This window comes from Xylophilus sp. GW821-FHT01B05, assembly GCA_038961845.1.
Classification (GTDB): domain Bacteria; phylum Pseudomonadota; class Gammaproteobacteria; order Burkholderiales; family Burkholderiaceae_C; genus Xylophilus.
The window spans coordinates 2,047,177-2,066,257 of record CP152408.1 but is presented as its reverse complement, the minus strand read 5'-3'; the positions used below and the strand labels follow the sequence as shown (position 1 = coordinate 2,066,257).

At 66.3% G+C, this 19,081-nt stretch carries 18 protein-coding genes; 9 read left to right on the top strand and 9 right to left on the bottom strand.

Annotation, left to right across the window (positions count from 1 at the left end; genetic code table 11):
- Positions 1 to 11 precede the first annotated feature (11 nt).
- From AAFF27_09645 to AAFF27_09615, 7 genes are all read right to left on the bottom strand, one after another.
- On the bottom strand, positions 12 to 698 hold the full coding sequence (locus AAFF27_09645) for a hypothetical protein (protein ID XAH25435.1): 687 nt from the start codon (positions 696 to 698) through the stop codon (positions 12 to 14).
- Between the two features lie 3 nt (positions 699 to 701).
- Positions 702 to 1,877, bottom strand: coding sequence for an NADH-dependent flavin oxidoreductase (locus AAFF27_09640; GenBank protein ID XAH25434.1), 1,176 nt, complete (start codon positions 1,875 to 1,877; stop codon positions 702 to 704).
- Positions 1,878 to 1,912: 35 nt separating this feature from the next.
- A complete protein-coding gene (locus tag AAFF27_09635) occupies positions 1,913 to 2,650 on the bottom strand; it encodes an NAD(P)H-dependent oxidoreductase (protein ID XAH25433.1) in 738 nt (245 codons plus the stop codon).
- Entirely contained in the window at positions 2,650 to 3,492 is an 843-nt protein-coding gene (locus tag AAFF27_09630; protein ID XAH25432.1) for an SDR family oxidoreductase, read from the bottom strand. Before AAFF27_09630 ends, AAFF27_09635 begins: the two co-directional genes overlap by 1 nt.
- Positions 3,493 to 3,501: 9 nt before the next feature.
- A complete protein-coding gene (locus AAFF27_09625; GenBank protein ID XAH25431.1) occupies positions 3,502 to 4,563 on the bottom strand; it encodes an alpha/beta hydrolase in 1,062 nt (353 codons plus the stop codon).
- Between the two features lie 44 nt (positions 4,564 to 4,607).
- The gene (locus AAFF27_09620) at positions 4,608 to 4,988 is read right to left on the bottom strand and encodes a DUF1330 domain-containing protein (GenBank protein XAH25430.1); all 381 of its coding nucleotides are present in this window, start codon (positions 4,986 to 4,988) and stop codon (positions 4,608 to 4,610) included.
- A 190-nt stretch (positions 4,989 to 5,178) separates the two neighbouring features.
- Positions 5,179 to 5,961: an IclR family transcriptional regulator gene (locus AAFF27_09615; protein ID XAH25429.1), complete on the bottom strand. Its 783-nt coding sequence runs from the start codon at positions 5,959 to 5,961 to the stop codon at positions 5,179 to 5,181.
- 187 nt (positions 5,962 to 6,148) lie between these two features.
- On the opposite strand from AAFF27_09615, the gene AAFF27_09610 reads away from it, so the two are divergent.
- From AAFF27_09610 to AAFF27_09600, 3 genes are all read left to right on the top strand, one after another.
- Positions 6,149 to 6,997: a sugar phosphate isomerase/epimerase family protein gene (locus tag AAFF27_09610; GenBank protein XAH25428.1), complete on the top strand. Its 849-nt coding sequence runs from the start codon at positions 6,149 to 6,151 to the stop codon at positions 6,995 to 6,997.
- A 164-nt stretch (positions 6,998 to 7,161) separates the two neighbouring features.
- The gene (locus AAFF27_09605) at positions 7,162 to 8,499 is read left to right on the top strand and encodes an aromatic acid/H+ symport family MFS transporter (protein ID XAH25427.1); all 1,338 of its coding nucleotides are present in this window, start codon (positions 7,162 to 7,164) and stop codon (positions 8,497 to 8,499) included.
- Between the two features lie 10 nt (positions 8,500 to 8,509).
- The gene (locus AAFF27_09600; GenBank protein XAH25426.1) at positions 8,510 to 9,322 is read left to right on the top strand and encodes a shikimate dehydrogenase; all 813 of its coding nucleotides are present in this window, start codon (positions 8,510 to 8,512) and stop codon (positions 9,320 to 9,322) included.
- A gap of 120 nt (positions 9,323 to 9,442) precedes the next feature.
- Here the strand turns inward: AAFF27_09600 and AAFF27_09595 are convergent, their stop codons facing one another.
- The gene (locus tag AAFF27_09595; GenBank protein ID XAH25425.1) at positions 9,443 to 10,171 is read right to left on the bottom strand and encodes a glutathione S-transferase; all 729 of its coding nucleotides are present in this window, start codon (positions 10,169 to 10,171) and stop codon (positions 9,443 to 9,445) included.
- Between the two features lie 46 nt (positions 10,172 to 10,217).
- On the opposite strand from AAFF27_09595, the gene AAFF27_09590 reads away from it, so the two are divergent.
- Complete coding sequence (locus tag AAFF27_09590) at positions 10,218 to 10,448, top strand: oxidoreductase-like domain-containing protein (protein XAH25424.1); 231 nt, start codon at positions 10,218 to 10,220, stop codon at positions 10,446 to 10,448.
- Here AAFF27_09590 and AAFF27_09585 read toward each other — a convergent pair.
- Positions 10,409 to 11,356, bottom strand: a complete 948-nt coding sequence (locus AAFF27_09585) for a LysR family transcriptional regulator (protein XAH25423.1) — start codon at positions 11,354 to 11,356, stop codon at positions 10,409 to 10,411. The genes AAFF27_09590 and AAFF27_09585 overlap by 40 nt on opposite strands.
- 85 nt (positions 11,357 to 11,441) lie before the next feature.
- Here AAFF27_09585 and AAFF27_09580 point away from each other — a divergent pair, with 85 nt between their 5' ends.
- The 5 genes from AAFF27_09580 to AAFF27_09560 all read left to right on the top strand — a co-directional run bounded on the left by AAFF27_09580 (position 11,442) and on the right by AAFF27_09560 (position 19,020).
- Positions 11,442 to 12,653: a PQQ-dependent sugar dehydrogenase gene (locus AAFF27_09580; protein XAH25422.1), complete on the top strand. Its 1,212-nt coding sequence runs from the start codon at positions 11,442 to 11,444 to the stop codon at positions 12,651 to 12,653.
- Between the two features lie 19 nt (positions 12,654 to 12,672).
- Positions 12,673 to 13,269 carry a c-type cytochrome gene (locus tag AAFF27_09575; GenBank protein XAH25421.1) on the top strand — a complete coding sequence of 199 codons (597 nt, stop codon included), beginning with the start codon at positions 12,673 to 12,675 and terminating at the stop codon, positions 13,267 to 13,269.
- A gap of 26 nt (positions 13,270 to 13,295) precedes the next feature.
- Positions 13,296 to 14,918 (top strand): benzoylformate decarboxylase, encoded by a 1,623-nt coding sequence (mdlC, locus tag AAFF27_09570; GenBank protein ID XAH25420.1) that lies wholly within the window; start codon positions 13,296 to 13,298, stop codon positions 14,916 to 14,918.
- Between the two features lie 32 nt (positions 14,919 to 14,950).
- Positions 14,951 to 15,955, top strand: a complete 1,005-nt coding sequence (locus AAFF27_09565) for a tripartite tricarboxylate transporter substrate binding protein (protein XAH25419.1) — start codon at positions 14,951 to 14,953, stop codon at positions 15,953 to 15,955.
- Positions 15,956 to 16,074: 119 nt separating this feature from the next.
- A complete protein-coding gene (locus AAFF27_09560; protein XAH25418.1) occupies positions 16,075 to 19,020 on the top strand; it encodes an IPTL-CTERM sorting domain-containing protein in 2,946 nt (981 codons plus the stop codon).
- The last annotated feature ends 61 nt before the right edge of the window (positions 19,021 to 19,081 follow it).

Below are 19,081 nucleotides of genomic sequence, written 5' to 3'. Positions count from 1 at the left end.
GCCATCCGCTCTTACCTGAGCGCATTCACTTCGGCTCTGACCTCATCCAAAAGCTGCTCACGGCTCATCTGCCAATAGATGCGGCCGCGGCGCAGGAAGACGTGGTGGACAAACCGCCCACCGTGTGCCTCGATCCGCTTCGAAAAGGCATCAATCTCCGTCTGTTCAAAGCGGCTGTTGCCAGTCGTGAAGAGCACGACCTCCTTGTCTGTCAGGTCGGTTTGCTCCACATAAGCCCACAGCGGCGTTGCGGGCCGGAACATCCAGGTCGGCGAAACCAGGAAGACGCGACGCGCAGGAGCCAGGTCGATGGGCTCGACCTCGATATGCGGAAGCGTCTGTCCATTCGCATCCAGCACGGCCTTGCCCTGGCCTGAGAAATCAAGCGGGTACTCCCGCGCACTGATCCGTGCAATCGGGGCGTTGAAGCTGCGCGCGATCTCGCGTGCGACAGCCTCCGAGTGCCCTGAGCGCGAGTAATACACCACCGCGACCTTGCGGTTCGGTTCGTCTGTTGGTGCGTAAGCAGCGCTCGAGGCATAGCTCTGGTCCTTCACCGCCATGGCAACGAAGGCAGTAACCCCGAGCACGGCGGCCACCACGGCGAACAGGGCCAACTGCTTGCTCCCGGTCATCCGCCGTGTTGCCTGGTGGTGGCTAACTGCAGCCGCGAAGATCGCGGGCCGTTCAGCAGTCATGGCTCACTCGGCCCGATTCGCGCGGGCCGGAATGTGCGGTGGCGCGGCCTGGAGCTTGAACCAACCCGGAGTAGCCTCGATCACGGACCACAGCTTTGGCGGAATGGCGGCCTGCGCAAGCTCCGCCGGGATCAGCGCGGTGTCGATCTGTTCATCCAGGCCGTTCTGCGCAAGCTCCACCCAATCCGGGTTCATCACCAGGGCCTGACCGAGCGCGACAAGAGGCAGGCTAAGACCCAGGGCCTGCCTGGCCTGAGTGGGCAGCCGGATCTGCCCGGCAGCAATGACGGGCACGCGCCCGCCGACGCGCTCCAGAATCAGCTTCGCCGTCGTTTTGTCGCCAGTGCCTCCGGTTGGCACGGTGTCAAGAATGCTCGCCAACGAAACGTGGAGATAGTCGATGCCGCTGTCGACAAGCCTGTCAACGAGCACGTAGGTATCGTCAATCCGCAATCCGCCCTCGCCCGGCTCGTCCGGCGAAACCCGATAGCCAAGAAAGAAGGGCCGGGTGGCATGGGCCTCGATGACCCGTCGCACCTCTTGCACCACAGCCAACGGGAAGCGAATACGGTTCTCAAGCGAACCACCCCACCCATCTGCCCGCTGGTTGAACCTTGGCGAGAAGAAGTTCTGAATCAGAAAGCCGTGGGCACCGTGCAGTTCAATGCCATCAAACCCGGCCTCGATGGCGCGTCGCGTCGCATCGCCAAACGCCCGAATGACGTCCAGGATCTCGCTGTGGGTCAGCGCGCGCGGTGTGAGCGCCGGCACACCGAAGTGACCCGCCTCGGTACGCACGGCGCTGGCGCTGACGAGTTCGCCGCCCGGCACCAAGCCCGGCACAGCCTTGTTGCCCGCATGAAACAACTGGAGAACCGCGGGTGCGCCACCGCTCTTTGCGGCCTCTGCCAAGCGCTGCAGGCTTGGAATGAAGCTATCGTCGTAAGCGGCAAATTCGTCGGTAAAGCCGATGCCGTTTGCCAGGACGTGCGAGCACCCAGTAATGACGAGCCCGACCCCATTCACCCGGCGGCGATAGTAGGCAAGCTCCTCGTCGGACACCGTCCCGTCTGCATTGCCAGCCCAGGTCGTCATGGGCGCCATCGCCACGCGGTTGCGCAGAACAATGCCCTTGGCGAAGGCGAGCGGTTCGAACAATTTTTTCGATTCTTGATTCATCCGGGTACCTGTTAAATCCATCTTGAAGCTATCAATCACAAGCTCGCCAAATGCTGTTTCAGGCGGCTCATATCACGACTTATTTGCGGAGCCTTCATGACATCGAAAGAGCCGAACACCGGCAGAACCTCGATGCCGCAGAACTTGTAGACAGCAGTCGTCGCGGAAAACAGATCCTCCAGAGACCGGCCCGCATGCAGCTGTTGGTTCTTGTCGTCAAATGCCTCTTTGGGCGTATTCATCGTCAGTGAAAGCAGGAACTGCTTGCCCTGCAGCTTTCCGCCCGTGCCGTATTGCTTGCCCGGGTCACCCGGGGCCCTGCCATCGCCGCTGATAAAGCTTTGTTGAAGCATGCCGGCCGTGAACACTTCATCGACGTATTTCTTGTAGATCCAGGGCGGTCCAAACCAGAACATCGGCGACTGGGTGACGATGATGTCTGCCCATAGATGCTTCTGAACCTCTGCGCCGACGTCGTAGCCCTGCTCGATGTAAGTCTCCCGGACCTCGTAGCCCTTCTGCTCCATCTCATCCTTGATCAAGGCCGCCAACGTGCGGTTGAGCCGGCCCTCACTGATGCCCGGATACTTCTGGTGGGCGTTGATGACGAGGACCTTCTTCGTGGCGGTTCGAGGGGCCGCTTCTGCGGCACTGGCGGCAATACCCGGCAGCAAGGCCGCAGCCGCCGCGACCATCCCGGTCTTGATGAATTCACGACGATCACGCCCGGCTGCGTCATCCGCCTCAAGCGGTTCGATAGGTGGCTTGCTCATCAGGCGCCGTCATGGGCAAGCGAAGAAGACAGCTCGCGATGCGCATTGGCCTGGTCGAGCAAGGCCTTTGCCTTGGCCTCGAAGGTCTGCACCGCATCGGCGCCAGCAGCGAAGCGGGCCGGCGGCACGTCAAGCGCTGCGAGCTGCACAATGGCCCGCGCAAGCCTGGCAGGGTCCCCGCCCTGCTTGCCGTCCATACCACTCCAGGCACTGACGGTTTCCCGGGTTCGCTGGGCATAGTCGCCGATGGTGGGCTCGGCGTACGTGGTGGAGCCGGCGCTCAGCAGTTCGGTGCGGAAGAAGCCGGGCTCGACCAGCATCGTGCGGATACCAAACGGTTCGATCTCAGGGATGAGCGACTCGGTCCACCCTTCGATGCCGAACTTCGCCGCGGCATACGCCGTGCAGAACATGCCACCAGCGATGCCTGCGGTCGACGAGATGTTGATCAGCAAGCCAGAGCGCTGCTTGCGCATCACCGGCAACACGGCGCGCGCAACGTTCATCGGGCCAAACAGCAGCGTCTCGATCTGGCTGCGAACCTGCTCAGTGCTGAGCTCTTCAAAAAAGCCCGCGTAGAAATTGCCCGCGTTGTTGACCACAGCGTCGATGCGCCCGAACTTCTCGATGGCCTTTGCCACCGCTGCCTGCGCAGCTTCGGGGCTGGTGACGTCGAGCTGGATGCTCAACAGCTGATCGTGCTCGCCAACGGCCGCGGTGACCTTCTGCGGATCGCGTCCGGTGGCAACAACAGCGTGGCCGGCGGCCAGCGCGGCCTTGGCAAGCTCCACGCCCAAACCACGGCCCGCACCGGTAATGAACCAAACTTTCTTTTCAGACATGGTGTTCTCCTAGATATGACTGTCGAACCAATCCAGCACCAGCTTGGGGTTCTGGCCGAAGTAGTTGTAGCCCTGGAATCGCTGGTCGGTTCCTTCGATCCAGAACAGCTTCTTGTCGCGGGAGGACAAGGTGTCGTAGATCTCCTGGACGTTGGAGGGCTTGGTCAGGAAGTCGTCGCGTACCTGCGCAACGAGCGTCGGGACGGTGACGGCCTTTGCGTATTCCATGGGCCAGACATCCGCCAGGTGATAGCCGGTACGCTTGTGGAAGGCCGCGTCAAACAGCGCAACCCCATTGGCGACCTTCTGGTTCTCCACCGCGGTCTCGACAAACACACGCGGCGTGACAGGCTGCAAGGCAATCATCGCCTTGACGTGCGCGAACTCCTTGGGGTGTTTCTTCATGCCGACGATGCTGGCGTTGGCCCCCAGGCAGCGGCTGTAAAGCGCTGTGCGCATGTTCTTGGTATCGGGGCGCGATTTGGCGTAGCGCAGTGAACCGATCACGTCCCGGTACTCGAGCACGCCATGGCCGTTGACCCCGCCGCTGCCCATTCCGCTGCGGCCATGGTTGCGAATGTCGTAGGCAATGATGTTGTAGCCAGCGTCGTGCAGGATCTTGTATTCCGGCAGGAAGTTGACCTCGAAGCCACCAAAATCCTTCCAGGGGTCAAGGTGCCCTGGATAGCCATAGCGGTTGCAAGGCATGGGGTGGTTGCAGATGATCAGGCGGTCAGATTTGGCCGGGATGAACCAGCCCTCGATCGTCACGCCATCCATTGCCGGGAAGAAGATCTCTTCGTACTCCATGCCGTACTCATTCGGCCACCGCAGGATGGGCGTACGGGTGGAATGCGCCATCAGGTCGGCAAGACCGTTGATGAACTCTTGTGACTTTGCGTCGCCCATGGCGATGTCCTTCACTGCCTGGTTCTCTGCGGCCAATGCACCGCCCGAGCCGGCAATCAGCAGAGGCGTGGTGGCCAAGGCGGCGCTCGCCCTCAGCAGATTGCGCCGGCCATGCGAGGGGATGGCTTGCGGCTCAAGATGGGGCTCACTTTGCTTGCTCATGCCATGTTTCCTGGTATCAGGTTGAGGCTTGTTTCCAGCTGCACTTACTGCTGCGGAAAAGGAGCAAACCCTTCCGTGATGACGACTGAGCCCTCGGTCGCTGCAATGCGGAATTGCTTCGCCGCCGTGTATTCGGGCGAGTGGTAGAAGCGCTGGGCATCCGCCAGGCTGGGGAATTCGGCGATGGCCATGACCGACTTTGGCTTGCCCTCCACAGCGGTCGCGTTCAGGTTGAACACGATGATCTTCCCGCCGAATTTCGGGGCGAGCGAGCCCGCTGCATCCATGTAGCGCTGGTAGCCAGCCTGGTCGTTGATCTGGTAGTTGGCAATCATGTAGCCAAGAGGCTGGGCCTTCTGCGCATAGCTGAATGCTGCGAAGGCCATCGCAACGGCAGCGATTGCACCGGTGATGAGCTTTTTCATTTGGACGTTTCCTCAGTTGGATTTGCAGCTATCGGGAAAACCGGCAGTCGGTCTTCCGTCAGTCGCAAACGAACTGTAGGGACGGGCATTAAAAAGAAAAAGCACCTAACACCGCATGCCTTTTGAAGGAATGCTTCAAGACCGGAGCGGCAAAACCCCCGTCACGGCCCCGAAGATCTGAGACCGCCCGTCAGCGGCGCCCGAACATCGGCGAGCTCCCGCTCGCCAGCGCCAAGCCCTGCGCACAGGCCTGTAGCTGCGGCGCGAGCAGCGCCATGCGCTCTGGCGTCATGCGCACCGACGGCCCGGCGATGCTGACGGTGGCGATGGGCTCGCCGCTGCCCTCCTGGCGGATGGCGGTGGCCATGGCGCTGGTGCCGGCCTCGTAGGCATCGAAGACTACGGCGTAGCCGCGCTCGCGGGTTTCTTCTACCTGGGCCATGAGGGCGCGCAGGGTCTGGGGGGCGCCGGGGCCCATGTCGCGGGTGCGCTCCATGCCTTGGGCGGCGATCAGCTCCAGCGCGCGCTCGTCGCTCACGGCAGCCAGCCAGGCCAGGCCGTTGGCGGTGGCGGGCAGGTAGACGTCCAGGCCGGCGTCTGGGTCATAGCGCAGGCCGGTGCGTGCGCCTTGCGCCTTGGCGACCCAGGTGAGTTGATTGCCTTCGATCACGGCCAGGCGCACCAGCTCGCTGCTGGCTTCGGCCAGGTCGTCCAGCAAGGGCTGGGCGGCGTCGGTGATGCCGGTGGCGGCCAGGTAGCTCAGGCCTAGCGATGCCAGCTTGACGGTCAGCAGGTATTGCGAGGTGTTCGGGTCCTGCTTCACGTAACCGGTGTCCTTCAGGTCGGCCAGCAGGCGGTGCACCGCCGTGCGCGGGATGTCGAGCCGGTCAGCCACCTCGGACATGGGCAGGCCCTGCACGTTGCGCGCCAGCAGTTCGACGATGGAAAGAGCGCGGTCACGCACAGAGGCCATGGGGTTTCCTGAGGGGTCAATGCGGCTGTTTGCCGCGTGGCAGAAATCCTACCCCAGCTGGTTTGGCATTCCATTTGGAATGAAAACTCGGGTTTACCCCATAAATGAAATAGTAATCCACTTGGTAACCTAAACCAATCAAGACCGGATTGCCGGACTTTAGCCCCATGCGCCCAGAGGTTCCCCCGTGAAGATCGCCATTGACTCGTACAGCTACCACCGCTACTTCGGTGAGATTTACCCCGGCCTGGAGCAGGACCCGGGCTCGCGCATGACGATGCACGACTTCCTCCTGCGCGCCCATGCGCTGGGCGTGGCCGGGGTGTCGCTGGAGTCCTGCTTCTTTCCCAACCCAACGGCCGAGGCGGTCACGCAACTGCGCAACCAGCTCGATGCGCTTGGGCTGGAGCGGGTCTGGGCCTGGGGCCACCCGGCCGGCCTGCGCTCGGGCGATGCACCGCACGAGGTGGCCGACCTGAAGCGCCACACCGAGATCGCCGCCGCCATTGGCGCCAAGGTGATGCGCATCTGCTGCGGCGGCCGGCGCACCCGGCCGGCCAACTGGGCCACGCACAAGGCCAAGCTGCTGCCGCTGCTGCAGGACGCGGTGGCCCACGCCCGCGCGCATGAGGTGGTGCTGGCGATAGAGAACCACATCGACTTTTTGGCTGACGAGCTGGTGGAGCTGGTGGAAACCATAGCCTCCCCCTGGCTGGGCGTGTGCCTGGACACCGCCAACAACCTGCGCCTACTGGAGGACCCGGCCGTGGCGATCGAGAAGCTCGCGCCCTACACCCGCGCCACGCATGTCAAGGACATCACGGCCCAGCGCGGCAACCCGCGCGAATTTGCCTTCTGGCCCAGCGTGCCGGTGGGCCAGGGCCTGATCGACATGCCGCGCGCCTTCGAAGCGCTGCGCAAGCAGGGCTACACCGGCCTGCTGGCACTGGAGATCGATTACCTGCACCCGGCCTATCCCAACGACGAGCAGGCCGTGGTCGACAGCCTGAACTACATGCGGGGCCTGTTGGGCTAGCCCCAATGCTGTTCGGTCAGTTCCGTTCGCCCTGAGCCGGTCGAAGGGCTGGTAGCTACGGCACCAGGCTTCGACGAGCTCAGCCCGAACGGGGGTATTGATTTAACTGACCAGCATTGGGCACCGCCCCGCCCTGCCAACCTTCAATCAACGGAGACATAGAGATGCGAGCGTCCCCCCAACTCAACATCCAGGAGTTCCTGGATTCGCGGCCCTTCGGGCCCTTCCAGTGGAAGATCCTGCTGCTGTGCCTGACCATCCTGATCCTCGATGGCTTCGACATCGTGGCCATGGGCTTTATCGCGCCGGCGCTGGTGGCCGACTGGAAGATTCCGCGCGAGGCGCTGGGCCCGGTGCTGAGCATGGGCCTGTTCGGGCTGGCGATTGGCGCGCTCGCAGGTGGCCCGCTGGCCGACCGCTTTGGCCGGCGCAAGGTGATCATTGCCTCGGTGTTCTTCTTTGGCGTGATGAGCCTGGCATCGGCCTGGTCGCCCAACATCGCAGTGCTGTCGGTGCTGCGCTTTCTGACCGGCCTGGGCCTGGGCGCATCGCAGCCCAACGCGGCCACGCTGGCGTCTGAGTACGCGCCCAAGAAGTACCGCTCGCTGATGGTGACGGTGGTGTATTGCGGCTTCACGCTGGGCGCGGCGGGCGGTGGCTTTATTGCCAACTACCTGATCACCACGCACGGCTGGGCGTCGATCCTGGCAGTGGGCGGCGTGGTGCCGATGGCCTTCGCGCTGGTGCTGTGCTTCACGCTGCCAGAGTCGGCCAAGTTCCTGGCCGTGAAGCAGGGCGGGCGTGCCGCGCTGGAACGCATCGTCAACCAGATCGCACCGAACACGGTGAATGCATCCACCACCATCGTCACAGCCGAGCGCGTGCAAGCCGGCAAGGGCGCGATCAAGCTGATCGTCTCCAGGCCGCACACCGCCGTCACGGCGGCGCTGTGGGTGGGCTTGTTCATGAACCTGCTGACGGTGTACTTCCTCAACAGCTGGCTGCCGATCATGGTCAAGGACGATGGCTTCTCGCTGGCCGATGCGGCGCTGGTTGGCGCCATGATGCAGGTCGGCGGCACGCTGGGCAACATCGTGATCGGCTGGGAGATGGACCGCTTCAACCCGCACAAGGTGATGATGGGCACGCTGCTGGGCGCGGGCATCTTCACCATTGCGCTGGGCAACTTGAACCCTGATCTGTACGGCCTGATGGCGCTGGTGTTCATGCTGGGCTTTTGCATCAACGCCACCAACACCGGCTGGACGGCCATGTCCGCCAACTACTACCCCACCGAAATGCGCGCCACCGGTACCAGTTGGATGACCGGCATCGGCCGCTTTGGCGCGATCAGCGGCGCATCGATTGGCGCGGTGCTGCTGAGCTTCCAGTGGAACTTTGGCCAGCTGTTCCTGGCGCTGACGGTGCCGATCGGCATCGCCATCGTGGCGGCCTATGTCAAGGGACGCCAGAGCGCGGCGAGTGCTGCCTCTGCGCACTGAGGGGCACTTGATGCCTGACGCATTGCTGATCCCCAGCCCCACCGGCGCCACCCGCTGGTTCGCCCACCTGGGCGACCCGGTGGCGCAGGTGCAGGCGCCCATGCTGATGAACCGCCTGTTCCAAAGCAAAGGCGTAGACGCCGTGATGATCGCCGTGCACACCAAGCCGGCACAACTGGCGGCCGTGGTCGACGGGCTGCAGCGGGTAGAGAACCTGGCCGGCATCCTGGTGACCATCCCGCACAAGTTCGCCATCTGCGCGCACGCGCAAAAGGCCAGTACCACGGTGCAGCTGGCCGGCTCGGCCAATGCCTTGCGGCGCGAGCCTGATGGCAGCTGGTTCGCAGAAAACTTCGACGGCCTGGGCTTTGTGCAGGGCCTGCGCGCGCAAGGGCATGACCCTGCCGGCCGGCGCGTGGCGCTGTTTGGCGCGGGTGGTGCCGGCGTGGCGATTGCGGCAGCGCTGGCGCAGGCCGGCATCACCCACCTGAGCCTGACCGACACCCGCCTGCCGCAGGCCAATGCACTGGCCGCGCGCCTGAATGCCTACCGGCCCGGCATCGCCACGGCAACGGCTGCGCCGGCGCTGCACGGGGCGGATCTGGTCATCAACGCCACGCCCATCGGCATGCGCGCAGAAGACCCGCTGCCCTTTGCGATTGACGATCTGCCAGCCCACGCCGTGGTAGCCGACATCATCATGAAGCCGGCAGAGACGACCCTGCTCAAGGCCGCTGCGCAGCGCGGGCTGGCGGTGCACGCCGGCCTGCACATGCTGGCGCCGCAGATCGGCATGTATGGGGAATTCTTCGGGGTTTGCTGAAACCCAAAAACTATTAAATTGATAGCTAATAGCCCAGGCTGCACCTGGGCTAGAGGCACTTTTTCCTTAAATTCCGCAATTCCCCCATTCGCCCTGAACCGGTCGCTGGGCGCTGGCCTGCTACAGATCCAGTTCCGGGTAGCAGCGGAAGATGCCTTCTTCATTGAAGGCAATGCGCCGCTCGCTGCGCAGGTAGGCCGCCACCTTGGGCAGCGCCGCCACGCGCTCATGCAGGCCGACCACGCCGGGCGTCTTGGCCAGCACGCGCGCCGTGGCCTTGGGAAACGCATAGCGCAAGCCCTCCACGCACTGGAACAGCGACAGGTCGGCATAGCTCAGCTTGCCGGCCACCAGGTGCCGCTGTCCGGCCGGGTTGCGCGCCACGATGCTCTCCAGCCAGTTCAGGAACTTGGGCAGGCGCGTGCTGCAAAAGGCCTGGGCGCGGCGCAGCGCCTCGGGCTTCTGGTCTTCGTAGTACAGGCCGGAACCAACCGGGTGGTGCGTGTCATGCGCCTCCACCACCAGATCGCACAGCGTGAGCTGGATCTGGTGCGTCCAGATGCGCGCCTGCTCGCTGCGCGCCACCAGCTTCAGCTCAGGCGCCAGGTACTGCAGGATGGCTGCGGTCTGCCCGACCAGCACGTCGCCATCCTTCAGGAAGGGCATCGCAAAAGGCGGATGCACTACCTTCTTGCCCTCCAGGTAGCGCTGGCTTGCCGGCAGCCCCTGCCCCTCTGCCTCGGGGCCGCGGGCCACGTCGATATAGGGCGCGCCCGCCGCCTCCAGCGCCAGCCGGATGAATTCGCCGCGGCCCTGAATGCCGGGCCAGTAATGAAGTTCGTATGCCATGGCGGGGACTATAGGGCCGCCACCACGGTCCCCGACAATCCACCCCATGCCCGCCCCGCAAGCCGCCGACCATCCGCCCCCAACCGACCTCCCCTCTGCCCTGGCCATGATGGCCCGGCTGCAGCAGGCGGCGCAGGCCAGCGGCGTGGCCCTGCGCGCCCCACCGCCCGCGCCCACCAGTTGTTGCGGCCGTGGCTGCAATGGCTGTGTGTGGGAAGGTTGGCAGGCGGCCGTGCTCTATTGGCGTGATGAGGCCTTGCTGCGCTTGTCTGACTGAGCCGCCAGCGGCTCCTGGAACAACTCCGCCACCACCCCGCGCAACCAGGCACCGCCCGGGTCGGCCTCAAAGCGCCGGCTCCAATGCAGGCCAACGAAAAAGTCGCGCAACGGGAACTCGGGCTCGACGATGGCGTAGCCCCCTTCCTCTGCGAAGTTGCGCGCGATGTTGCGCGGCATGACCACGGCCAGGTCGGTGGCGCGCACGATGCTGGGCAGCACCATGAAGTGGTCGGTGACCAGGCGCAGCCGGTCTTCCAGGCGCAGCAGTTGCAGGATGCGCAGCGTGTCGGCATGGCTGCGCACGGCGACGAAGTCCAGCGTCTGCAGGTCGGCCAGCAGGGCGTCGGCGCGGCGCCGCTTGCGCGTGAACGGGTGGCCTTCGCGCAGCAGCACGATGTAGCGGTCGCGCAGCAGGTCTATGCGCTGCGTGTCGCGCACCTCGGGCAGGTAGCCCACGGCCAGGTCGATGTGGCCGCTGTCGAGCGCGCCGGCGATCTCGGCCACCGGCAGCGGCGCGGTTTCTATGCGCACATGCGGCGCGCGCTGCCGCAGCGCGGCCATCAGCACCGGCAGGAAGCGGCCTTCGCCGATGTCGCTCATGTGCAGCCTGAAGCTGCGGCGCGACTGCAGCGGGTCGAACTGCTCTGACTCACCAATCGCCTGCTCCAGCGCCGCCAGCGCGCCGCGCACCATGCCGGCCATGCGCTGCGCGCGCGGCGTGGGCGCCACGCCGCCGGGCGCACGCACAAACAGCGGGTCGTGCAGCAGCGCGCGCAGGCGCGACAGGCCCTGGCTGGCCGCCGGCTGCGTCAGGTTCAGCAGCTCGGCCGCGCGGCTGACATTGCCGCTGCGGTGCACCGCATCGAACAGGCGCAGCAGGTTCAGGTCGATCTCGTTGATATGCATGAGATTGATATTGGATAGTGCGCTTATTTTATTGATGGATGTTGCACCCGCCTGCACACTGCCCCCACAACAAGAGGAGACAGCCATGCAGAACCACCCCCTCCGGCGCGCCGCCGTGGCGGCCACCCTGATGCTTCTGGCCGCAGCCGCTGCGGCCCAGCAGGCGCCCGCGCAGGAAGAACCCTTCTGGGCGCGCGGGCGCCCCAAGGGCGACACCGCCCAGCGCATGGCGCCGGTGCCGGCCTTTCCCATTCCCACCGCTGCAGCGCAATTGCCCGTGGCAAAAATGAAGCTGCCGCCCGGCTTCAAGATCGAGCCCTGGGCCAGCGGCCTGCTCGATGCGCGCGCGCTGCGCCAGGGCGACCAAGGCACGGTCTTTGTCAGCAGCCGCTTTGTCGGCGGCAAGGTCTATGCGGTAACCGACCAGGGCGGCAGCCGCCAGGTCAAGACCGTGATCGACAAGGTGCAACTGCCCACCGGCATCGAGTTCCACAAAGGCGCGCTCTACCTGGCCACGCCACAGCGCGTGCTGCGCTACGACGGCATCGAGGCCAGGCTCGACAACCCCGGCACACCCACGGTGGTCTACGACAAGCTGCCCGGCGACGTGCCGCACGGCTGGAAATACCTGCGCATCCACGACGACAAGCTCTATGTGCCCGTGGGCGCGCCCTGCAACATCTGCGAGCCGGGCGACGACCACGCCGTGATCCTGCGCATGAACCTGGACGGCAGCGGCGTGGAGACCATTGCGCGCGGCGTGCGCAACACCGTGGGCTTTGACTTCGAGCCCGGCAGCGGCGCGCTCTGGTTCACCGACAACGGCCGCGACTGGCTCAGCGAAGACCTGCCGCACGACGAGCTGAACGTGGTCAGCGCGCCGGGCCAGCACTTTGGCTTTCCGTACTGCCACCAGGGCGACTTCACCGACCCCGAATTTGGCTGGGGCAAGCGCTGCGAGAACTACCGCAAGCCAGTGGCGCTGCTGGGCCCCCACGCGGCGGCGCTGGGACTTAACTTCTACACCGGCAGCATGTTCCCGCCCGAGTACCGCGGCGCCATGTTCATCGCGCGGCACGGCCCCTGGAACCGCACCAACAAGTACGCCGACGTGCTAGTGGCCTGGCCCGACGGCAAGGGCGGCGTGGCGCGCACCGAGCCCTTCCTGACCGGCCTGGTGGAGAACAACCGCTACCTGGCGCGCCCGGTCGATTTCCTGGTGCTGAAGGATGGCTCGATGCTGGTCAGCGACGACCACAACGGCGCCATCTACCGCATCAGCTACAGCGGGACCTGAGAGCGTGTTCAGGATCTGTATGGGGATTGCGCTGGCCCTGTGCTTCGCCGGCCCGGCCACAGCACAGCCGGCCAGCGACTACGCCCAGCGCTATGCCAGCCTGTGCGCCGCCTGCCATGGCACGCAGGGCCGCAGCCAGATGGCCATGGCGCCATCGCTGGCCGGCCAGCCCAGCTTCTACGTGGCCACGCAGTTGTTTCTGTTCCGCGATGGCCGGCGCGACAACGCCGCCATGACGGCAGTCGCCAAGACGCTGACGGACGACGACCTGCGCGGCTTCTCTGACCACATCGGCGCCATGCCGGCCGCCAGCGCCACCGCCACCGCCACGGCACCCACGCCCGCTGCCGACGCCACCCGCATGGCACGCGGCAAGACCCTGGCGCAGCAGCACCTGTGCGCCAGTTGCCACGGCGCAGACTTCAGCGGTGGCGAGCAGGTGCCGCGCCTGGCGCAGCAGCGCGAGGACTACCTGAGCACCACGCTGCGCGAGTTCCAGTCTGGCCAGCGCGCCGGCTACACCAATGCCATGGCCGAGGCGCTGCGCGGCATCGCGCCGGCTGACCTCGACACCCTTGCCTACTACCTGGCCCGCTTTGGCGCGCCGGCACGCTGATTCTTCCCCCCGCTCCAAGCAAGCCCATGTCCCACCCCGACGCCCTGCCCTCTTCCGCCCTTGCCGCCGGCAACACCACCACCGTGCGCGAAGCCGTGCTCAACCTGCTGCGTGCCTTTGGCATGACCACCATCTTTGGCAACCCGGGCTCGACCGAGCTGCCGCTTTTCCTCGACTTCCCTGAAGACTTCCGCTACGTGCTGGGCCTGCAAGAGGCGGTGGTGGTTGGCATGGCCGACGGTCACGCGCAGGCCACGCGCAACGCGGCCTTCGTCAACCTGCATTCGGCCGCCGGCGTGGGCCATGCCATGGGCAACATCTTCACGGCCTTCAAGAACCGCACGCCGATGGTGATCACCGCCGGCCAGCAGGCGCGCTCGATCCTGCCGTTTGACCCATTTCTGTTCTCGGGCCAGGCGACCGAGCTGCCCAAGCCCTACGTCAAATGGAGCATCGAGCCCGCGCGCGCAGAAGACGTGCCGCTGGCCATCGCCCGCGCCTACTACATCGCCATGCAACAGCCGCAGGGGCCGGTGCTGGTGTCCATCCCGGCCGACGACTGGACCCGGCCCTGCGAGCCGGTGGCGCCGCGCACCGTCAGCACCGAGCACCGGCCCGAACCGGCCGTGCTGGCGCAGATCGGCGCCGCGCTGGACGCGGCGCAGCGCCCGGCCTTTGTGGTGGGCGCTGCGGTAGACCGCAATGGCGCCTGGGATGCCGTGCGCGCGCTGGCCGAGCGGCACCGCGCCGCCGTCTTTGTCGCGCCCATGTCCGGCCGCAGCGGCTTTGCCGAAGACCACCCGCAGTTCGCCGGCTTCTTGCCGGCCATGCGCGAGAAGATCGTTGGCCTGCTGGCCGGCCACGACCTGGTGTTTGCGCTGGGCGCGCCGGCCTTCACCTACCACGTCGAAGGCTTTGGCCCGCACCTGCCGGCGGGCGCGGCGCTGGTGCAACTGACGGACGACCCGCAAACGGCCGCCTGGGCGCCGGTCGGCACCTCTGCGGTCGGCAGCATCCGCCTGGGCGTGGAAGACCTGCTGGCCCGGCCCGCGCCCACCACGCCGCGCAGCCTGCCCACGCCGCGCACGCCCGCGCCGCGCGCCACACCAGAGGGCGAGCGCATGTCGGTCGCCTGGCTGCTGCAGACCCTGGCCGAGCTGCGCGCGCCGGATTCGGTGATCGTCGAAGAATCGCCCAGCGCCCGCTCGGTGATGCACCGCTACCTGCCCATCCTGCAGAGCCAAACCTTCTACACCATGTGCAGCGGCGGCCTGGGCCACAGCATGCCGGCGGCCGTGGGCGTGGCGCTGGCGCAGCCGCAACGGAAGGTGATCGCGCTGATCGGAGACGGCTCGGCCATGTACTCGATCCAGGCGCTGTGGAGCGCGGCGCAGCTGCAGTTGCCGATCACCTTCGTCATCGTCAAGAACCGGCGCTACGCCGCACTGCAGGAATTTGCGCCCACCTTCGGCTTTGCGCCCGGCGCGCAGCTGCAAGGCTGCGATCTGCCCGACATCGACTTCTGCGCACTCGCACGCGGCCAGGGTTGCGACGCGCTGCACGTAGGCAACGCCCATGCGCTGCACGGCGTGCTGCGTAGCGCACTGGCCGCCACCCGGCCCACGCTGGTCGAGGTCGAAGTGGCCTGAGCCATTCACTCATAAAACAGGAGACACATCACATGCGCCCGCACCAGAAATTTAAAGAAAAAAGGCCTCTAGCCCAGGCTGCACCTTGGCTATTAGCTCTCATATTAGGAGCATCAACACCATTCGCCGCGCTGGCCCAGGCCTACCCGCACAAGCCGGTGAAGGTCATCGTCAACTTCCCGCCCGGCGGCGCGGCCGACCAGATCGCGCGTGCCGTCACCCTGCCGCTGCAAGAGGCGCTGGGCCAGCCGGTGGTGGTAGAGAACCGCGCCGGCGCAGGCGGCAATATCGGCGGCGAGGCCGTGGCCAAGGCCGTGCCGGATGGCTACACGCTGCTCATGAGTTCGGGCGGCATGGTGTCGATCAACCCGGCCATCTACCCCAAGATGAGCTTTGATCCGGCCAAGGACCTGGTGCCCGTGGCCGCCGCCGCGCGGGTGCTGGTGTTTCTAGAGGCCAAGCCCGACTTCCCGGCGCAGACGGTGCAGGAGCTCATCGCCTACGCCAAAGCACACCCCGGCAAGCTCAGCTACGGCTCGCCCGGCAACGGCAGCTCGCCGCATTTGGCCGGCGAAATGTTCCGCGACATGGCCGGCGTCGACACCGTGCACGTGCCCTACAAAGGCGCCGCGCCCGCCATGCAGGATCTGCTGGGCGGCCAGATCGATTTCATGTTCGACCCCGGCATTGGCCTGACCCACGTGCGCGCCGGCAAGCTCAAGCTGCTGGCCGTTGGCAGCCCCAAGCGCTCCAGCGTCTTCCCCGACGTGCCCACGCTCGACGAGGCCGGCCTGAAAGGCTTCGACGCCGACAGCTTCTTTGGCTTCTACGCCCCCGCCGGCACAGCGCCCGAGGTAGTCGCCAAGCTCAACCGCGAGATCAACAAGATCCTGGCCACCCCCGCCTTCAAAGACCGCCTGGCCAGCCTGGGCGGCGAGCCCGCGCCCATGACGCCTGCAGCGTTTGGCGCCAAGGCGCATGAGGATGCGGTGCGCTTTGGCAAGCTGATACGGGAGCGGGGGATTCGGGGGGATTGAGCAGGCCCGGCACCGGCGGGGCGGACCTGGCCCCACCTGCCTGGCTCACGCACGTTTACGTCTTGCTAACGCACGCAAGATACGCTTGGTAACTTTCCAGATACCAACCGGATACTCCCATGCAAGCTTGCTCTGCTCCTGCGGCCATGGCCAGCACCTCCCTTGGGCCTGCCGCCCCACGCCCTCTCTGGCGCTGGGCATTCTTCTGTTTCTGCTGCCTGTGCCTGCTAGGGCTGTGGCACCTGCCCGCGAAAGCGCAAAACGCCAATGACGGGTTTGACCCCAACGCCAACAGCACGGTGTACAGCCTGGCCGTGCAGCCCGACGGCAAGGTACTGGTCGGGGGCAATTTCACCCAGCTGGGCGGCCAGACGCGCAACCGCCTGGCCCGCCTCAACGCCGATGGCTCGCTGGACACGGGCTTTGATCCCGGCGCCAACAGCACGGTGTACAGCCTGGCCGTGCAGCCCGACGGCAAGGTACTGGTCGGGGGCAATTTCACCCAGCTGGGCGGCCAGACGCGCAACCGCCTGGCCCGCCTCAACGCCGATGGCTCGCTGGACACGGGCTTTGATCCCGGCGCCGACAACCTGGTCCTCAGCCTGGCCGTGCAGCCCGACGGCAAGGTACTGGTCGGGGGCTTTTTCACCCTGCTGGGCGGCCAGACGCGCAACTACCTGGCCCGCCTCAACGCCGATGGCTCGCTGGACACGGGCTTTGATCCCGGCGCCAACAGCCTGGTGTACAGCCTGGCCGTGCAGCCCGACGGCAAGGTACTGGTGGGGGGCGGTTTCACCCAGCTGGGTGGCCAGACGCGCAACTACCTGGCCCGCCTCAACGCCGATGGCTCGCTGGACACGGGCTTCAATCCCGGCGCCAACAGCACGGTGCTCAGCCTGGCCGTGCAGCCCGACGGCAAGGTACTGGTGGGGGGCAATTTCACCCAGCTGGGCGGCCAGACGCGCAACAGCCTGGCCCGCCTCAACGCCGATGGCTCGCTGGACACGGGCTTCAATCCCAGCGCCAACAACTCGGTGTACAGCCTGGCCGTGCAACCCGACGGCAAGGTACTGGTCGGGGGCCTTTTCACCCAGCTGGGCGGCCAGACGCGCAACCGCCTGGCCCGCCTCAACGCCGATGGCTCGCTGGACACGGGCTTTGATCCCGGCGCCAACGACCTGGTACTCAGCCTGGCCGTGCAGCCCGACGGCAAGGTACTGGTCGGGGGCTTTTTCACCCTGCTGGGAGGCCAGACGCGCAACTACCTGGCCCGCCTCAACGCCGATGGCTCGCTGGACACGGGCTTTGATCCCGGCGCCAACGACCCGGTGTACAGCCTGGCCGTGCAGCCCGACGGCAAGGTACTGGTGGGGGGCGCTTTCACCCAGCTGGGCGGCCAGACGCGCAACCGCCTGGCCCGCCTCAACGCCGATGGCTCGCTGGACACGGGCTTCAATCCCAACGCCAACAACTGGGTGTTCAGCCTGGCCGTGCAGCCCGACGGCAAGGTACTGGTGGGGGGCGCTTTCACCCAGCTGGGCGGCCAGACGCGCAACCGCCTGGCCCGCCTCAACGCCGATGGCTCGCTGGACACGGGCTTTGATCCCGGCGCCAACGACTGGGTGTACAGCTTGGCCGTGCAGCCCGACGGCAAGGTACTGGTGGGGGGCTTTTTCACCGAGCTGGGCGGCCAGACGCGCAACCGCCTGGCCCGCCTCAACGCCGATGGCTCGCTGGACACGGGCTTCAATCCCGACGCCAACAGCATGGTGTACAGCCTGGCCGTGCAGCCCGACGGCAAGGTACTGGTGGGGGGCTTTTTCACCCAGCTGGGCGGCCAGACGCGCAACTACCTGGCCCGCCTCAACGCCGATGGCTCGCTGGACACGGGCTTTGATCCCAGCGCCAACAGCACGGTACTCAGCCTGGCCGTGCAGCCCGACGGCAAGGTACTGGTGGGGGGCTTTTTCACCGAGCTGGGCGGCCAGACGCGCAACCGCATCGGCCGGTTGAGCGTGCCCGAGGCTGCCTTGCAGGCGCTGGAGCTGTTGCCAGACCGCGCCCGCCTGCGCTGGTGGCGTAGCGGCAGCGGGCCCGAGCTGGCGCAGGTGCGCTTTGCGGTGTCGCAAGACCAGGCCAGCTGGACCAACCTGGGCGCCGCCACCTATGTGCCCGGCGGCTGGGCGCTGGATGGCCTGGATGCCGCCGCGCTGCCGCGCAACCGCAACCTGTGGCTGCGTGCCGAGGGCATGGCCAGCGGCGGCTACTCGAATGGATCAACCTCACTTCACCGCTCGGTGCGCCAGGTCTATCTGGCCGCCCCCACCGTCACGCCCAGCGTGAGCGGTGCCGGTGGGCAGATCAGCCCGGCCACGCCACAAGTGCTGGACCTGGGCAGCGTGCAGCAGTTCACCCTGCAGCCCGCCAGCGGCTGGCGCATAGCCAGTGTTGGCGGTACCTGCGGCGGCACGCTGGTGGGCAGCACCTACACCACGGCCGCGATGGCGCAGGACTGCACGGTGGTGGCGCAGTTTGCACAGTCGGGCTACAGCGCGCCCAGCCCCGGCGGACAGGGCACGCTCACCACCGATATCCAGGGCAACACTTGCGCCTTCGACACGGTGAGCTACCCGGCGGCACCAGCCACGCTGCCGCCGGGCGCCACGGCCATGCCCCATGGCCTGCTGAGCTTCCAGGCCACCTGCGACCAGGCCGGCCGCACGCTGTCGCTGCGCCTGAGCTACCCCGGCAATGCCCTGCCGGCCAACGCGCAGTACTGGAAGTACGGCCCCACGGCGCAGCAGCCGCAGGACCACTGGTATGCGCTGGACGCCAGCCAGGTGCAGATCACGGGCAACACCGTGACGCTGAGCATCACCGACGGCGGCCCCGGCGACAGCGACCTGGCGGCAGACGGCCGCATCGTCGACCCAGGCGGCATTGCCATCATGGCTGCGGCCGGGCCGGTAAACCCAACGGCCATCCCCCTGCTGCAGCCCTGGATGCTGGCAGCCATGAGCCTGGCACTGGCCATGCTGGGCGCGCGCGGGCTGCGGCGGCGGTAGGCGCCTGGCTTGCAGGCACGCCCGCCGGGCTGAGCGGGCGGCGATTTCTGCTTTCACAAAA

Excerpts from the sequence above, each read along its gene's own strand:
- AAFF27_09585 (XAH25423.1), bottom strand. The coding sequence starts at position 11,356 with ATGCATATCAACGAGATCGACCTGAACCTGCTGCGCCTGTTCGATGCG.
- AAFF27_09615 (XAH25429.1), bottom strand. The coding sequence starts at position 5,961 with ATGGCCTCTGTGCGTGACCGCGCTCTTTCCATCGTCGAACTGCTGGCG.
- AAFF27_09605 (XAH25427.1), top strand. The coding sequence starts at position 7,162 with ATGCGAGCGTCCCCCCAACTCAACATCCAGGAGTTCCTGGATTCGCGG.
- AAFF27_09640 (XAH25434.1), bottom strand. The coding sequence starts at position 1,877 with ATGAATCAAGAATCGAAAAAATTGTTCGAACCGCTCGCCTTCGCCAAG.
- AAFF27_09590 (XAH25424.1), top strand. The coding sequence starts at position 10,218 with ATGCCCGCCCCGCAAGCCGCCGACCATCCGCCCCCAACCGACCTCCCC.
- AAFF27_09580 (XAH25422.1), top strand. The coding sequence starts at position 11,442 with ATGCAGAACCACCCCCTCCGGCGCGCCGCCGTGGCGGCCACCCTGATG.
- mdlC (XAH25420.1), top strand. The coding sequence starts at position 13,296 with ATGTCCCACCCCGACGCCCTGCCCTCTTCCGCCCTTGCCGCCGGCAAC.
- AAFF27_09635 (XAH25433.1), bottom strand. The coding sequence starts at position 2,650 with ATGAGCAAGCCACCTATCGAACCGCTTGAGGCGGATGACGCAGCCGGG.
- AAFF27_09645 (XAH25435.1), bottom strand. The coding sequence starts at position 698 with ATGACTGCTGAACGGCCCGCGATCTTCGCGGCTGCAGTTAGCCACCAC.
- AAFF27_09565 (XAH25419.1), top strand. The coding sequence starts at position 14,951 with ATGCGCCCGCACCAGAAATTTAAAGAAAAAAGGCCTCTAGCCCAGGCT.
- AAFF27_09625 (XAH25431.1), bottom strand. The coding sequence starts at position 4,563 with ATGAGCAAGCAAAGTGAGCCCCATCTTGAGCCGCAAGCCATCCCCTCG.
- AAFF27_09620 (XAH25430.1), bottom strand. The coding sequence starts at position 4,988 with ATGAAAAAGCTCATCACCGGTGCAATCGCTGCCGTTGCGATGGCCTTC.
- AAFF27_09560 (XAH25418.1), top strand. The coding sequence starts at position 16,075 with ATGCAAGCTTGCTCTGCTCCTGCGGCCATGGCCAGCACCTCCCTTGGG.
- AAFF27_09600 (XAH25426.1), top strand. The coding sequence starts at position 8,510 with ATGCCTGACGCATTGCTGATCCCCAGCCCCACCGGCGCCACCCGCTGG.
- AAFF27_09595 (XAH25425.1), bottom strand. The coding sequence starts at position 10,171 with ATGGCATACGAACTTCATTACTGGCCCGGCATTCAGGGCCGCGGCGAA.
- AAFF27_09630 (XAH25432.1), bottom strand. The coding sequence starts at position 3,492 with ATGTCTGAAAAGAAAGTTTGGTTCATTACCGGTGCGGGCCGTGGTTTG.
- AAFF27_09575 (XAH25421.1), top strand. The coding sequence starts at position 12,673 with ATGGGGATTGCGCTGGCCCTGTGCTTCGCCGGCCCGGCCACAGCACAG.